This is a genomic window from Brasilonema sp. UFV-L1 (assembly GCF_012912105.1).
GTDB lineage: Bacteria > Cyanobacteriota > Cyanobacteriia > Cyanobacteriales > Nostocaceae > Brasilonema.
Window position 1 is genome coordinate 28,778 of sequence record NZ_QMEA01000014.1, and the last position, 15,860, is coordinate 44,637.

The 15,860-nt window shown below is 41.5% G+C and carries 13 protein-coding genes and 1 tRNA gene; 11 read left to right on the forward strand and 3 right to left on the reverse strand.

Annotation, left to right across the window (positions count from 1 at the left end; translation table 11 throughout):
• Window positions 1-16 precede the first annotated feature (16 nt).
• The 8 genes from DP117_RS06820 (at window position 17) to DP117_RS06855 (ending at window position 9,998) form a co-directional block, all read left to right on the forward strand.
• A complete protein-coding gene (locus DP117_RS06820; RefSeq protein ID WP_169217567.1) occupies window positions 17-1,498 on the forward strand; it encodes a GTP-binding protein in 1,482 nt (493 codons plus the stop codon).
• Window positions 1,499-2,445: 947 nt separating this feature from the next.
• Entirely contained in the window at window positions 2,446-3,108 is a 663-nt protein-coding gene (locus tag DP117_RS06825; protein ID WP_169217568.1) for a hypothetical protein, read from the forward strand.
• Window positions 3,109-3,191: 83 nt separating this feature from the next.
• Entirely contained in the window at window positions 3,192-4,550 is a 1,359-nt protein-coding gene (locus DP117_RS06830) for a four-carbon acid sugar kinase family protein (protein ID WP_169217569.1), read from the forward strand.
• Window positions 4,551-4,597: 47 nt separating this feature from the next.
• Window positions 4,598-5,899, forward strand: coding sequence for a septum site-determining protein MinC (minC, locus tag DP117_RS06835; RefSeq protein ID WP_248277562.1), 1,302 nt, complete (start codon window positions 4,598-4,600; stop codon window positions 5,897-5,899).
• 52 nt (window positions 5,900-5,951) lie between these two features.
• Entirely contained in the window at window positions 5,952-6,758 is an 807-nt protein-coding gene (gene minD, locus DP117_RS06840; RefSeq protein ID WP_169217570.1) for a septum site-determining protein MinD, read from the forward strand.
• A 38-nt stretch (window positions 6,759-6,796) separates the two neighbouring features.
• The gene (minE, locus tag DP117_RS06845) at window positions 6,797-7,105 is read left to right on the forward strand and encodes a cell division topological specificity factor MinE (protein WP_169217571.1); all 309 of its coding nucleotides are present in this window, start codon (window positions 6,797-6,799) and stop codon (window positions 7,103-7,105) included.
• A gap of 716 nt (window positions 7,106-7,821) precedes the next feature.
• The gene (locus DP117_RS06850) at window positions 7,822-9,066 is read left to right on the forward strand and encodes a glycosyltransferase (protein WP_169217606.1); all 1,245 of its coding nucleotides are present in this window, start codon (window positions 7,822-7,824) and stop codon (window positions 9,064-9,066) included.
• A 449-nt stretch (window positions 9,067-9,515) separates the two neighbouring features.
• Window positions 9,516-9,998 (forward strand): Hsp20/alpha crystallin family protein, encoded by a 483-nt coding sequence (locus DP117_RS06855; RefSeq protein WP_169217572.1) that lies wholly within the window; start codon window positions 9,516-9,518, stop codon window positions 9,996-9,998.
• A gap of 261 nt (window positions 9,999-10,259) precedes the next feature.
• Here the strand turns inward: DP117_RS06855 and DP117_RS06860 are convergent, their stop codons facing one another.
• Window positions 10,260-10,415 (reverse strand): hypothetical protein, encoded by a 156-nt coding sequence (locus DP117_RS06860; RefSeq protein ID WP_169217573.1) that lies wholly within the window; start codon window positions 10,413-10,415, stop codon window positions 10,260-10,262.
• Window positions 10,416-10,549: 134 nt separating this feature from the next.
• On the opposite strand from DP117_RS06860, the gene DP117_RS06865 reads away from it, so the two are divergent.
• The 3 genes from DP117_RS06865 to DP117_RS06875 all read left to right on the forward strand — a co-directional run bounded on the left by DP117_RS06865 (window position 10,550) and on the right by DP117_RS06875 (window position 12,851).
• Window positions 10,550-11,344 (forward strand): SAM-dependent chlorinase/fluorinase, encoded by a 795-nt coding sequence (locus tag DP117_RS06865; protein ID WP_169217574.1) that lies wholly within the window; start codon window positions 10,550-10,552, stop codon window positions 11,342-11,344.
• A 167-nt stretch (window positions 11,345-11,511) separates the two neighbouring features.
• Window positions 11,512-12,165: a DUF2301 domain-containing membrane protein gene (locus DP117_RS06870; protein WP_169217575.1), complete on the forward strand. Its 654-nt coding sequence runs from the start codon at window positions 11,512-11,514 to the stop codon at window positions 12,163-12,165.
• Window positions 12,165-12,851, forward strand: coding sequence for an ElyC/SanA/YdcF family protein (locus DP117_RS06875; RefSeq protein ID WP_169217576.1), 687 nt, complete (start codon window positions 12,165-12,167; stop codon window positions 12,849-12,851). The genes DP117_RS06870 and DP117_RS06875 overlap by 1 nt, the downstream gene beginning before the upstream one ends.
• A 43-nt stretch (window positions 12,852-12,894) precedes the next feature.
• On the opposite strand, the gene DP117_RS06880 is transcribed toward DP117_RS06875, so the two are convergent.
• Window positions 12,895-12,968, reverse strand: a tRNA-Met gene (locus DP117_RS06880).
• Window positions 12,969-13,122: 154 nt separating this feature from the next.
• Window positions 13,123-15,429 (reverse strand): peptidoglycan DD-metalloendopeptidase family protein, encoded by a 2,307-nt coding sequence (locus DP117_RS06885; RefSeq protein WP_169217577.1) that lies wholly within the window; start codon window positions 15,427-15,429, stop codon window positions 13,123-13,125.
• Window positions 15,430-15,860 lie beyond the last annotated feature (431 nt).

Below are 15,860 nucleotides of genomic sequence, written 5' to 3' on the forward strand. Positions count from 1 at the left end.
AAAATTCCAAACTGATATGACTTCAACATTACCCTTGCCCGATCCACATCGTAGTGATTCGTCCGACATTGGCGAAAATTCTCTGAATTGGGAGGAACAACTCGATAGTGCCATTTTCACTTTTGAAGACATTCAGGCAGAACTCAACTATAAACAAGCGCGAACAGCACTGCGAAATTTGGTAGATAAGCTTGACCTCACTCAAGAGGAAAAAGACGGACTGGAGATGGAAATTGGCGATTTGGAAACCATGCTTTCGAAGTTAGAACGCATGGTAGTGCAGATAGCCGCCTTTGGTATGGTAGGACGAGGCAAATCATCTCTACTCAATGCTTTGGTAGGACAAAGCGTGTTTGAAACAGGTCCGTTACACGGTGTCACCCGCAATACTCAAACAGCAAACTGGAATATAACAGAGGAAGCAATTGGGGAAACAGAACGTGCTTTGCGAGTCACTTTACCAGGAACAGGTCAATCTCAAGTAGAATTAATTGATACTCCAGGATTAGACGAAGTTGATGGTGAAACTCGCGCTGCACTGGCTCAAAAGATAGCAAAACAAGCAGATTTGATTCTGTTTGTCATTGCTGGTGACATGACGAAAGTTGAACACGAAGCCCTTTCCCAATTACGAGAAGCAGGTAAACCTATTTTGCTGGTGTTTAATAAAGTAGACCAGTATCCTGAAGCAGACCGTATGGCAATTTACCAAAAAATCCGGGATGAGAGAGTACGGGAATTACTTTCACCAGATGAAATTGTGATGGCTGCAGCATCGCCATTAGTAAGGACAATGGTTCATCGCCCCGATGGTACTAGGGGTGTGCAGTTGCGTACAGGACAAGCCCAAGTCGAGGAACTGAAACTAAAAATTTTGGAAATTTTGCATCGTGAAGGTAAAGCTTTGGTCGCCCTTAACACAATGCTTTATGCTGATAATGTTAACGAGCAATTGGTGCAGCGCAAACTGAAGATTCGTGATACGAGTGCCAATCAGTTAATTTGGAAGGCGACGATGACTAAAGCAATGGCGATCGCCCTCAATCCTGTCATGCTAGTAGATGTTCTCGCTGGTGCGGTGATAGATATTGTCCTGATTCTGGGCTTATCAAAACTTTATGGCATTCCCATGACCGAAACTGGGGCCGTAAAATTATTACAAAGAATAGCTATCAGTATGGGTGGTATCAGTGCTAGCGAATTATTGGCAAACTTGGGATTGAGTTCGCTAAAAACATTACTTGGTTTATCTGCACCTGCTACAGGCGGTGCTTCCTTGGGTGCTTATCTTTCGGTAGCACTAACTCAAGCTGGTGTCGCAGGTGTTTCTTGCTATGGTCTTGGGTATGTAACCAAAGCATATTTAGCCAATGGTGCAAATTGGGGACCAGATGGTCCTAAAGCTGTGATTAGTAAAATCTTAGCAACCCTTGATGAAGGTTCAATTCTTAGCCGTATTAAGGAAGAATTACGATTGAAGATAAAGGGGAAAAGATAAAAGGATTTCGTCTTGTCTTTAACTATTAAAAGCTGTTTGGCAAATTTTCATCAATAGCTAACCTCTTGAAGAAATACACAGCTATGCAACCTGATTTACAAGGCTTATATATTACACAAGACGACTTGAAACAAATAGCTGGTCAACCCCTATGCCTAACGGCACGCTTGGGCTATCGGGGAATTCAAAATTCACGCATTCACTGCCTGCGGCACACTGCTAACACATTCAAAATTCAATACCCCATAAATAAATTTAGAAGCTTGAAATAAAGAACTTTTGGAGAGCAATGTTACTGCTATGCAAGCATTACAAGTCAGCCATGAGGCGAGAGAATATGCACGACGAGTTGATGAAGCCTTGCAAATTGTACAAGACGTGCAAGTAGAAATGAGAAAGCTAGAAGAGGGTTAAACCAGTGAACAGTTATCAGTTATCACTGATAACTGATAACTGGTGAATGTGTACAAAATTAACTACAAAAAAAACCGTCGTTCTAAGTAATAGTTTTCTTGGATTGTGTGAATATATTCAGATGTTTTTGTTTTGACTTGGTGATGAGAAGGGAAATCGAATTCAGAGTTATCCATGTGAGATGTCTTCTGATTTTTTTCCTCTTTTGGAGGAGGTTTGAGTTGGAAAACTAGGGCAATGTACAACATAACTGTTAAGTGACTCTCTTTGTTTAGAAGTTTTTGTTTTAAGCTTAATGACTAGCATACTACATAAACACTACAAAGCGTGTCAAGGAATTTCAGAAAATTTTTTGAAATTCTTTGAAAACTTTACTCAGCTTGTCTTTGAGCCTAAAATCCTTGTCTTTGTTGCCCGCGCTTACGAGACTGTTCTCCCGTTGGAAGAAGAAAATGAAGAGAGGTCATCTTAGACTGGGAAGGGAGTAGGATACAACAAATACGCCACTAGCCCTTTGATAGGAGTATCAATCTGTGCAGCCGGACTTATTGAGCCTGGAAATGACTAAGGGAGAACTAAGACGCTTAATTGGGTTAAATCCAGATGATGTCTTGCGACCATCTATAATGAAAAATCGCGAGAAACGATTGAGTTTTTTGAAGAATGAAATCGTTGTAGTGCTAGTGCTGACTCCAATAATTGTCGGGTTGATTTATGCGTTTATGATTCTTTTGACAATTGGTCCTTCAATTCTACTAGGCATCATTTTACTTACAAGCGTGCCAATTGCGGTCATAATTGGGCGTTGGTTTTGGCGGCGTTTCACCTGTCCCAGAAGAGTCATAGTACTTTTAGATGAAGTTGATAAATATCATGCTGTTATCAAAGCTATCGATATCCATGACCAACAGCTAACATCTGGAAATACGGAGAGTTGTATAGCTGATAGAGAAAAAGTTGTTACTGCTTTACAACTGATTAGAGAAGATTTTGTTCGCGCTTTGAAAACAGAACGAATTTTACGAGATAATAAAAAATTATTTACTAATAATCAAGAGTTACTTGTCAATAATTTCACAGATTTGCAACTCCTGCAAGTGAGCAATCAGGCAGGTGAGTATGCTCAACTCCTAAATCAATCATTGCAGATTGCAATGACTGTGCAAACAGAGATGACAAGATTTCACAAAGTCTAATCTTGGTAATCTCCAAGCCTCCTTACAAAGGAGCAACACTTGCCAAAATTTTCTGAGATCACAATTGTCCCGTTGACTTAAAGATGACCAACAAACCAAAAATAATTGTCTTAGATGATGATCCGACAGGTTCTCAAACAGTCCACAGTTGCTTGCTACTCATGCGTTGGGATGTGGAAACATTACGTTTGGGGTTGCAAGATGATTCACCGATTTTCTTTGTGTTAACAAATACAAGAGCCCTTCCCCCAGAAAAGGCAGCATCGATTACCAGAGAGGTTTGCCATAACCTGAGAACCGCTATAGATACTACCCCCTCTCTATCCCCCCTTTCAAAAGGGGGGGACAAAGGGGGGGTTCTGATTGTCAGTCGTTCTGATTCGACTTTACGGGGACATTACCCAATTGAAACTGATGTCATTGCCTCTGAACTTGGTCCATTTGATGCTCATTTTCTTGTACCAGCGTTTTTTGAGGGCGGACGTATAACCCGCGATAGTATCCATTATCTGATGATCGACGGTGTTCCCACCCCTGTGCATGAAACTGAATTTGCTCGTGATTCAGTTTTTGGCTATCATCACAGCTACTTACCTAAGTATGTAGAAGAAAAAACTCAAGGACGTATTGATGCTGAGTCGGTAGAAAGGTTTTTATTGAGGGATATTCGGGCTGGTAGCTTAGAACGACTCATGCAACTGAGTCACAACCAATGTGCTGTTGTGGATGGTGAAACTCAAGCAGATCTCAACCACTTTGCACAAGATGTACTGACAGCAGCAAGTCAAGGAAAACGCTTTTTGTTTCGTAGCGCTGCGAGTATTTTAACGGCTTTAGCTGCCTTGCCACCGCAACCCATTGCTGCAGAAAATATGTCACAGTATGTGCGAGGAGGTAAACCAGGTGTCGTGATTGTTGGTTCCCATGTTAAAAAGACGACTCAGCAGTTAGAAGTGCTGCTGCAGCAAGAGAAAACGATGGGAATTGAAGTGGATGTGACGCGGTTAGTTGATGATGGAGCTAATGAATCTGCTACACTGCTAACCGAGGTTCTACATCATGTCCGTGCAGCACATAATGCTGGGAAAACACCAGTGGTTTATACCAGCCGTCAGGAACTGACTTTTAAAGATGTTAAAACAAGGCTACAGTTTGGTGTGGAAGTTTCAGGCTTATTGATGGATATCGTGCAGGGTTTACCATCGGATATGGGGTTTTTAATCAGTAAAGGTGGCATTACTTCCAATGATGTCTTGAGTGTAGGTTTAGGGTTGACTTCAGCGCGCTTACTGGGTCAAATTTTAGCTGGTTGTTCAATGGTGATAACTTCATCAGAACATCCTCAGTTTCCTAATTTGCCAGTCGTGCTGTTTCCAGGAAATGTGGGCGATGCTGATGCGTTGGCAATAGTCTACCAAAGACTAAGTAAAAATACAGGGTGAGGAGTGTGTTTTTTAAGAACACTGTTGCAAATGGTCACTAATCTGGTATGGATGATCGCTCTATTCCGTATTTTGGCAAGTCTTACATGACTTCTGATTCTGCTATTCCTGATCAGAAGTCGAAAAAAGCTTTTTCTGATGTGGAGGAAATCTCTACGCTTTCTGATGTAGAAGCGATTTCGCAAGCAGAGGATAATCCAGTCCTCCCCGAAGCAGAGGTTAATTCTGTCCTACTTTACTTAAAATCGCATTCTTCAGATTATAATATCGAGTCAAATTCCAATGATTCCAACGTGAAGGCAAATTTTTCCCATCCTGATATAGAACAGACAGGTTCTAACTATTCCAACGTGGAGTTAGATTCTTCCCATCCTGATGGTGAGTCACATCTTATTTCCGAGTATTCCAACGTGGAGGTAGATTCTTCTCATCTTGATAGAGAACAGACAAATTCTTCCCATTCTGATGAGTCACATCTTGTTTCCAATACAGAGTCGAATGCTTATCATCCTGATGTTGAGTCAAATTCTGTTGTTCCTGAGTTAGAATTCAATCCAGCTTTTCTCAACGTAGAGTTAAGTGAATCACTGTCATTAGAAGTTACGGTGAATCCCAATATTCAAGTCCAAATAAAAACTCAGGAGGAAAAACTTTTTTTAATTTTACCAACAGAGTCTCAATTCCCTTCTTCAGAAAACAATTGGACTGAGATTTGGCAACAAATGAAGTTGCGGCTTTTGGCTTGCGATCGCTCTTTTTCACCTAATACAGCGCTACATCTGGTTGCCCAAGATCGCTTGTTAGATGGTAGACAACTCCAAGAACTTGCCGAAAGTTTGAATCAATTTCAAATTGAGCTAAAATCGGTGTCTACTAGTCGTCGCCAAACTGCTATTGCTGCAGTCACGATGGGCTACTCTGTAGAACAATTGCAGCAACAAACAACACTTCGCGCTGAGTCAAAACCGGATAAACCTCCGCTTGCAGAACCTCTCTATTTAGAAAAGACGTTGCGTTCTGGAGAAGAAATTCGTCACCCAGGTCATGTTATCCTCTTAGGGGATTTGAACCCTGGTGGTATTGTAGTTGCAGATGGAGATATTCTTGTTTGGGGTCGTCTACGTGGAATTGCTCATGCAGGTGCCCTTGGAAATCGCGATTGTCTGATTATGGCTTTGCAGATGGAACCAACGCAGCTGCGAATTGCAGATGCTGTTGCAAGAGCTCCAGAAAAGTCCCCAATGCAGTTTTATCCTGAGGTAGCGTATATTACGTCTCAAGGAATTCGCATTGCGAGAGTTAGCGATTTTTCTAGAATCCTATTAAGTAGGATGAATCAAGAGACCTAAATCTTTTTTATTGTTGTATATTTTTTAATCACTAATCGAGCTCGTTTCTATCATGACTCGCATTATTGTTACAACCTCCGGCAAAGGAGGGGTAGGAAAAACCACGATTACGGCAAATCTGGGGATGGCTTTAGCCAAAATGGGGCGTCAAGTGGCTTTGGTTGATGCGGATTTTGGTTTGAGAAATTTGGATTTGCTACTAGGGCTAGAAAATCGCATCGTTTATACAGCGGTTGAAGTTTTGGCTAGAGAGTGTCGCTTAGAACAAGCTTTGGTAAGGGATAAGCGGCAACCTAACCTTGTTTTGTTACCTGCTGCACAAAATCGTACCAAAGATGCGGTGACTCCCGATCAGATGAAATTATTGGTAAATGCACTGGCGCAAAAGTATCAATATGTTTTGGTTGATAGCCCAGCAGGAATTGAAATGGGGTTTAAAAACGCGATCGCCCCGGCAAAAGAAGCCCTGATTGTCACCACTCCAGAAATTGCTTCAGTGCGTGATGCTGATCGTGTCGTTGGATTACTGGAAGCACAAGGCATTAAACGTATTCACCTGATTATTAACCGTATCAGACCTGCAATGGTACGGGCAAATGATATGATGTCGGTTCAAGATGTTCAGGAACTTCTTGCAATTCCCTTAATTGGAGTTATTCCTGATGATGAGCGCGTTATTGTTTCTACAAATCGCGGTGAACCTTTAGTCTTAGCGGAGAATCCTTCTTTAGCTGCTACAGCGATCGACAATATTGTTCGTAGATTAGAAGGAGAAACGGTCGAATTTCTTCAGCTTGACTCACATCAAGACAACATCTTCTCTCGTTTGAGAAGGTTGTTCTGGACAAAAAGTATTTAACATATTCCCTCTGCTGCCGACTTAGCTAGCTAGCTGCAATGATTCTTGAAATTTTAGAAAGATTTTTTGTTCGTAGTGCTGACAATAGTCGCACTCAAGTCAAACGCCGCCTCCAATTGGTGATCGCTCATGATCGTGCTGACATCAGCCCTGATGTACTAGACAAGATGCGGCAAGAAATCTTAGATATTGTCTGTCGTTACGTAGAAGTTGAAACGGATGGCTTAGAGTTTTCCCTGGAAAGCAACCAAAGGACGACAGCTTTAATTGCTAACATGCCCATTCGTCGAGTCAAAGAAACTCAAGAAGAAACAATTGAGTTAGACAATAGTGAGAACCCTGAGTAGTTTTACGGTTTAATTTTGTCATTAATATAGCTAGTCAGGAAGATTTTTTATCCTGAAAAACTACCAACTTGATCGAGATTTGGGCGCTAATTATTTAAATATCGTTGTTTTTACAGCCATTTTCAAATGATTAGACCACAACAAAGTAGGGTGGGCATCAGCCACCTTACAGAAAATGTTTGTGTCTTTGAAGCAAAAAACACACCTAGCACTCATAATGGCGATCGCTAAAATTGTTATTCAGTTGGAGGAAATACAGTGCAGGTTAATTTACTTTTTATATCCTTAGAGGAATGACAATTTCAAATACCAATTCAAATACCAAAAATTATTGATATTCTTGGCTAGTAAATAAAAGTCTAGATATTAAATATAACTATTCTTGACAATAGAAAGACTTACAGCAGATTGCAAGTAAATGAAGTACAGTACTGAAGTCTAAAACGCAGACTCTAAGCCCTTTTTACTTCTGACCGGAGGCGGAGCTTTCCTTGCTCCGCTCCTGACTCCTGACTCAGGAATTGCTGCTGTAATTAATAGTATTACTGATGACATAAAATCGAAGAAAAGTACACAAATTCAACAATTCCCAAGACATACCTCTTGTAAGAGAAGAAAAAATAATCACAACTATCTATTAACTTTGACTCAAACCATCAACAGCAAGCTCGGGCATAATGGCTACATGTGCTGTTTCCCCACAAAATGGTTTCTACATGAATAGTATCCAACCGAACTCTTTTTTATCAGTACCCACTGGTCCATTGCAGATATCAGACTTGTCCTCTGTAACAGGAAACGCAGATAATGTACTCACTTTATTTTCTCTGGTGATTCCAACATATAACGAAGCAGCAAATATCCAAAAAATCATCTCTGTATTGAGCAGTTTGTTAGATGAAACAATACCAGGAAAGTATGAGCTGATTGTCGTAGATGACGATAGTCCAGATGGTACTTGGAAAATTGCACAGTCTTTGATGGTAAAATATCCACAACTGCGGGTGATGCGACGACAGGATGAACGGGGACTATCCAGCGCTGTGATTCGCGGATGGCAAGCCGCTACAGGAGATGTTCTGGGAGTTATTGATGCTGATTTGCAACATCCACCCCACGTGCTACTGCAACTATTGCAAGCGATTCAACAGGGAGCAGATTTAGCCGTCGCCAGCCGACACGTAGAAGGTGGTGGAGTCAGTAGTTGGAGTTTTATGAGGCGTTTCTTGTCTCGGGGTGCTCAATTATTAGGATTGATTCTCTTACCAGGCGTTCTCGGAAGAGTGTCAGATCCGATGAGTGGTTATTTTCTGGTACGTCGGCGCTGTGTAGTTGGTAAAATCCTCAATCCTGTGGGATACAAAATTTTGCTGGAGGTCATTGGACGTGGGATAGTGGGTAAAATTGCTGAAGTTGGCTACGTGTTTTGTGAGCGCAAAGAGGGTGAAAGTAAAGTTACTTGGAAACAGTATGTCGATTATATTCACCACTTAATCCGCTTGCGGTTATCAACAGGTTTTTTGGGACAATTCTCTCAACGCATTGGTTTCCCTATAGGTCGCTTTGTTCGCTTTGGTTTGGTAGGATTCTCTGGGGTCTTTGTAGATATGGTAGTACTTTACTTGCTCAGTGACCCAACAACCTTAAGCTTACCACTGACGCGCAGTAAAATCATTGCTGGGGAAGTGGCAATTTTGAATAATTTTTTGTGGAATGACATCTGGACGTTTGCTGATGTTAGCAGGGCGCAGCTACAAGGAAGTCAGCGCTTGAAGCGGTTTTTAAAATTCAACATGATTTGTCTTGCAGGATTGGTGTTGAATGTGTTGGTGTTAAATTTGGTGTTTAATTTCGTGATTCCCAACCGCTACGTTGCTAACCTGATTGCTATTGCGATTGCTACTGTTTGGAACTTTTGGGTTAATCTCAAGCTTAGTTGGCGCGTGACTCAGGTGAAATAGCTTTTGACTGAAAGTTGAAGTCAACAAAAGCAGATGTGTATTTTCTTGTACATCTGCTTTTTCTGTTTTTGATGATCGAGGATGAGCAGCCAATAGGACTTGCTTTGTAACGCTTTGGATATAGTTCTTCACTTGATTACATAAATAGATAATTATCACATTTACAATCACCTCTGGTACAAGCTTATAGACCCTACTGAATTCTGTAAAGATAACCGTACTTCACAATAACTCATAGAAGCGTAAAATTAGAAGATTTACTGCTTTTAACTATTTACAACTCATCTTTTGCTTGGTGTGAAAATACGACATCTAAAGTCGTGTTCTCTGTATTTTCATCACACGAAATGTTAGGGCAAGATAACTGGTGTAAGCAATTGAAACGCTCTCGGAATTGCTGAACGAAAAACACCTGGTAATTAGTCATTAAATACAGAGGTAAACAGTTTATGATGATTCGCTACTGGCAACCTTTCAGAGAACTAGAAAACCTTCGTCGTCAAATGGATCATGTCTTTGATGAACTGACGGCTCAATCTAGCAATGCGTCATCTGCTGTCTGGACTCCTGCTGTTGAGTTAATTGATGCAGGTGATAACTTGATTTTCAAAGCACAGCTTCCTGGTGTTGTGGTGAAGGACATAGATTTGCAAGTAACTCGTGATGCTATTTCTCTTTCTGGAGAACGTCAGCAGCATCAGTATGATGGCTCTAACTACTTGCACTCTGAATTCCGTTATGGTCAGTTCCAGCGCGTTATTAACTTGCCAGTTGCAGTGCAGAATGACAAGGTACAAGCTGACTACCATGATGGTATTCTAACTCTCACTTTACCCAAGGTAGAAGAAGTTCGCAATCGTGTTGTCAAGATTAATCTGGGCGAACTATCTTCCTCCACTTCTAGTCAAGCTCTAGAAGCTAGTGTTAACTAAGAAGTCAAGACTCGTTTTGCAAAACGCTACTTCTATTGCTAAGTATAGTATCGACCGACCAAATATCTAGTTAGTAAGCCAGAACATAGAAGCTCTATTTCTATGTTCTGGTATTGATTTAAATCATGACTTTTAAAAGTTTCCTCTGTCCTAAGTTCTGAAAAGAGGAGCATAGGGTGTGGCTTAACTTTAAAACAAAAAAACCCGCCAAAGCGGGCTGACACACAACAAAACTATGAACTAGAAAAATAAAATCTTGACTTAGCTAAAATACTTCATTTCTGCTTCCAGTTGGCGAATTAAACTTTCGTCACCTTTGGCTCTAGCTACTTCTAAGCGATGTTCTAAACTTCTTATGATATTCAATTGATGCGCTTTGCGTGCTTTTCTTATAACTTCCACTCTGTTCTTGGCCATTTTAACGATTTGCCTCTTTCATAACTCCATAAATATCTGATTTTCATAACATAACAAATTTTTCGTAGCTTATGTTACAGACAAAAAAAACTTAATATATGTAAATCAACCAGAAATATATTGATTACATCCAGATGCATTCTACTTATCCGATGATCACTATGCTTAGCGATTTTGGCGATCGCGATATTTATGTCGGGGTGATGAAGGGAGTTATTGCCCAAATCAACCCAGAACTTAAGGTGATAGATTTGACACATCAAATTCCGCCGCAAAACATCGCAGCAGCGAGGTTTTGCTTGATGAATGCGTACTCCTACTTTCCCGTTGGAACAGTGCATTTGGCAGTTGTCGATCCGGGTGTGGGAGGAAAGCGACGAGCGATCGCAGTGGAATTTGCGAATGGCTTTCTGGTTGGACCAGATAATGGTATCTTTAGCGGACTACTCAGTCAAAGTCCAGCACTTGCAGTCGTAGAATTGACAAACCCTGATTATTGGAGAATCCCTCAACCCAGTCGGACTTTTCACGGGAGGGACATTTTTGCACCAGTAGCTGCACATTTAGCAACTGGAGTCCCTTTCACGGATTTGGGAAATCCAATTGATTCAACAGCTTTAGTAAAACTGAATATATCTGATTGTACACTAACAGAAAGTGGTATAGCAGGTTCTATTCAATATATTGACCACTTCGGTAACTTAGTGACGAATATTCCAGGGAGTTACGTGCAAGGCAAAACTTGGTGTGTTAAAGCGGCTGGGTTAATGATCGCAGGATGTCAAGCTTATAGTGATGTCAAAATTGGGGGTGCTATCGCCTTAGTTGAAAGTCACGGCTGGGTAGAAATTGCGATCAATTGCGGTAACGCACAGTCACTGTTGCAGCTTGAGTTAGGGGATACAGTAGAATTGGTTTTTGAAAGCTAGTAGTTTTTCTGGAGATGAGTTTGGGGAGATTGTATCCTGCGGTGATGAAGATTTTTAAAAATTCACCCAAAATCATACGTCAGCAAAGGTACTTATTATGGAAATGGTAGGTAAAAAGATTTTTTGTGGTTACTGCAAGTCATTCAAAATTTAAATCTAAAATAGCTATGATTGAGCAAACAGTATCTGTACCAGAAGTTTATCAAGGTCAATTCGGCGAATTTACAATAACTGAGGGCGATCGCACAGGCGTTATCATCTACCGTACTGGATTAATGGTAGCTGCACTCAGTTTTGCGATCGCGAGTGCTTTGGTTTTGCTAAACGATAACCCAGATTTTAAACTATTGACGCCTTTGTATGCCTGCTTCAGTCTGGCTCTTGGTGTGAGTTTACTGACCATTCACATATATATGGCATTTTTGCACCGAGTTTTGCAAGTTTTTTGGGTTATTGGCAGTGTAACCGCACTCATACTCGCATTATCTAGCACTGACCCTTTAGCTGTCACCATTTACACTCAACCAGTCACCTTGTTGGGAGTAGGCTTTATCTTTGCAGCTTTGACAGGGATTTATTTCAAAGAAGCATTTTGCTTCAATCGTCTGGAAACCAAAATACTGACACCCATAGTACCGTTACTATTACTGGCACATATGCTTGGTATTTTGCCAATACAGGGAGAAAAGGTTTTACTTGGAGTGTGGGCAATTTTATTTGTGGTGTTTGCCTTACGCAAAGTCGTACAAGCAATTCCTCCGGATATTGGAGATAAATCTGTGTTTGAATATCTTAAAGCAAAGCGTTCAGAAAAGGTGTAATGCCTGCGAAAAGTCCTTATCAAAAGCGAAAATTCCCCAAAATTCGGTTTATCCAACGGCAACAAATGTGGACACTGACTCTTCAAGGATGGGTGAGTCTGTTCGTAACTGCCGTTATTTTATTAGTTTTCACGATCACTCACATACATTCATTTCTGGCAGTTACTTCTCCTATCAAAGCGGATGTGCTGGTTGTAGAAGGATGGCTAACAGACGAAGCACTACAACAAGCGTTCAGCGAAATTTCCAAAAGTTCCTATCGCCAAATTTTTACAACAGGAATTCCGGTAGAAAGAGGGTATTATTTAGCGGAATACAAAAATTATGCAGAAATTGCCGCAGCAACTTTGAAAAAACTGGGCGTTCCAAATGAAAAGCTAGTGGTTATTGCAACACCTGATGTCATTAAGGATCGTACTCATGCATCTGCTGTGGCATTTTATCAGTGGCTATCTACTTCAAATGCTGAGTTCACATCAATAAATTTGTTTACTGATGATGCCCATGCTCGTAGAAGCTGGTTAATATATAAACGAGTTCTTCCTCCCAATATCAAAGTGGGTGTGATTGCTGCTAATACATCTAATTACAATCCTACAAAATGGTGGGCTTCTAGCGAAGGTGTGCGAACAATCATTTCTGAAAGCATCGCTTATATTTATGCCCTGTTCAATTGGAAAGGCTGAAGAAAACTCAATTCAACGGTTTCGATCTCTTTCCTTGTAAAAATGGCTCAGGTCAGACTCGAACTGACGACCAAGGGCTTATGAGTCCCCTACTCTAACCAACTGAGCTACTGAGCCGTGCATTTATTTTATCTTTTTAAGATAGCATACAAAAACTCTGAAGTCAAAGGTCAAGGGTGACTCTACTTTCTGCCAATACCTATAAAAAAAAGTAAGGGAGCTAGGCTCCCTCAAAAGAATAAGCAATAATGTAGTTACAGATTGCCAATGCTTACAGACGTGCTGTTGACAGTAAGGCGATTGGATTGACTGCACCTTTGCCACTCGGATGAATTTCAAAGTGAGTGTGTGGACCTGTGCTAAAGCCTGTGCTACCCATTAAAGCAATTGTTTGACCTTGGCGTACCTGTTGACCAGGCTGCACCAAAAGCTTGCTATTATGGCCATAGCGAGTCATGCTACCATCAGGATGGCGAATATCCACAAGATTGCCATAGCCACCACTGTTCCAACTAGCCTTTTCTACGACGCCGTCGGCTGATGCGTAAATGGGCGTGCCAGTTGAGTTAGCAATGTCAATTCCCCTGTGCATTCTTCCCCAACGCCAGCCATAACCAGAGGTCAAAGTACCTTTTGCTGGCCACATATAAGCTGCAGTAGAAGTAGATGGAGGTGCTGTATTCTCGTCAATCGGTCTTGGTAGGTATCTATCCACTGCTGCTAAAGGTGGTAACTGTGGAGAAACTGTACTTCCCCGCAGAGAACCAAGGGAACGAGAGGCATCGATACCCATAGAAGGTGTTACTATCGCTCGATTTGGTAGCAGTTCTGGATTAATTGGATCGTTTGCAGGTCTTTGATTAGCCCGGTACGCTGGCCTACCTGGTTGACTACCATAATTAGGTGCTAGTGGTCTGGGAACAAGTATCGGCACTGCAGTGTTGTTCTGTCCATTCACAGGTATTTGCACTGTACCACTATTTGGTCTAGGAACAGAAATTGGTACCGCACCATGATTTTGATTGGAAACAGGAACCGCTACTGGGACCTTATTCGCTTCATTCCCCTCTGGCACAACTATACTACTACCTGCTTGCTGAGAGCGGTATTTCTCCCGCAATTTTTCAATCTCCAATTGCAAACTGCGGAGACGTTGATTGCTTTTTACCTGTTTTTCTGTTGTAGCAGTTGGTCTTTGTGCCAATTGAGCTTCTGTAAAAACTTTTGGCACTGGGGTGTCACCACCCATACCATAATAAGATGTAGTCGTACTAGAAGTTTGGGTATTTGTAATATTATTTTCTGTTAAGTTAGCGGTCGTTGATTGAATGTATGACAGAAACTGGGTGTTACCAAGTACTGGTGTCGGAACAGTGACACTACGATTGTTGGCGATGAGTGAGTGTGGATTTGTGTCGCCTACGTTAGTCGTACGACTCACTCCAACAGGACTTGATTCCATTGCGACAGCTGACGGTGTCGTATCGCTGTTTTCTGCGACAGGAATGGAGAGTTTTTGGCTAATTTGCAGCTGATGAGGGTTGTTGAGGTGATTTGCCTTTACCAGTTCTGAAACCGAAACACCATAATCACTGGCGATCGCCCCTATTGTATCTCCTGGTTTCACCTCGTATGTTGCAATTGCTGTTTGTGCGATGACTGTTGCTGGTGCAATCACTGCTACTGAGGCTGGTTCTGTTGGAAAGCGTACCTCTGACTTTTGCTTTAACTTCGATACGAGCCTTGCTCGGCTTGGATCGCTAGTCGTGGAAGACGACTGCTCAGTAGCAGTGATTGTACTTGTCTGTGGCATTTTCTCTGCCACAGCCATTGGCTGTACGAACTGAGTCGAGCTTTGTTGTGATAAATTTTTGCTTTCCTCAGCTCGCCATTTTACCAGACTTTGTCTTAAACGGTTCGATTTTTCCTGTAATCGGTTGAGCGCATATTCTTGTTGCGCTTTCAGTTGGGTATTGACTTCTGATTCTACTGTTCTTGGTTGAGCAGATACAGAGGACACGCTTTGCATGTTATTCACAATACCATTAGCATGAGATGGTGTTTGTATCCCCTGCTTTCTGGACTGTTGTAAATTATTTTTTTCCCAGGCAATGCTTTGTTTCTCTGTTGCTTTCGGTGAGTTTGGAATTCCTCCTGGTAAAGAGGTTGGCGCTGACATCTTGCTTGCTGCAACTTGCCATTTCGCCCTCAGTTCGTTTACCTGGGAAATTGCTGTTGGTTCTACGACTACAGGATTTTCCGGTACGCTCACTGAAGAGACAGCTTGTGACTCTAGTTTCTTTATGGTTGAAAACTTCACCTCAGCATCAGAAGCAGGAATTGTTGAGGCTGTCTTTTGATTACCTAACGCTTCTGCTGCACCAGCTTGATCGCTTTGTCGAGTCACCAAAAGGCTAGTTGCTCCCATTGATATTGCCAAGCCAATCATCGCGGCTGTTGTTGGCACTCGACATTGGTTAACTCTTGGATTCACTGCGTCTATCAGTTCCACTGGAACATCATCGCCTGGGGTGTTTTCCAACTCAGCTTTTACTTTTTTCTTCAATGCTCGTTTCAAAGACGACCTCCTATGAATACGCTTTGCTTGACTGACCTCAAGTTTCCTGTCTGAATACTAGTCAACGATTTAGATCACCACAAGCAATAGATAAATATCATATACGTCAGATATACTTACGCAAGATTAACCCGGTTCTTTGATTTAGACAAGTTAACACCATAACTATTAAATAGTAAATTTGAGTCAATTTGTGCCTAACTTGCCTTGTCTACCTTAAATCTTTTATTCCATAGACCATCTCAGTTTTCTGTAAATTTTGCGCCTTCATTGCTAAAGCTACCTGACTGACAATGACATATTAGCCATGCTTTCTGTTGCTTTGAGCACTTTGAGCCGTTGGATACTGCGACTTCATCGAATAGTGTGACACCCTGCTGTAAATATATTTCAGAGCTTTTCCACGCCATCCGTCTCTTCCACACGAGACT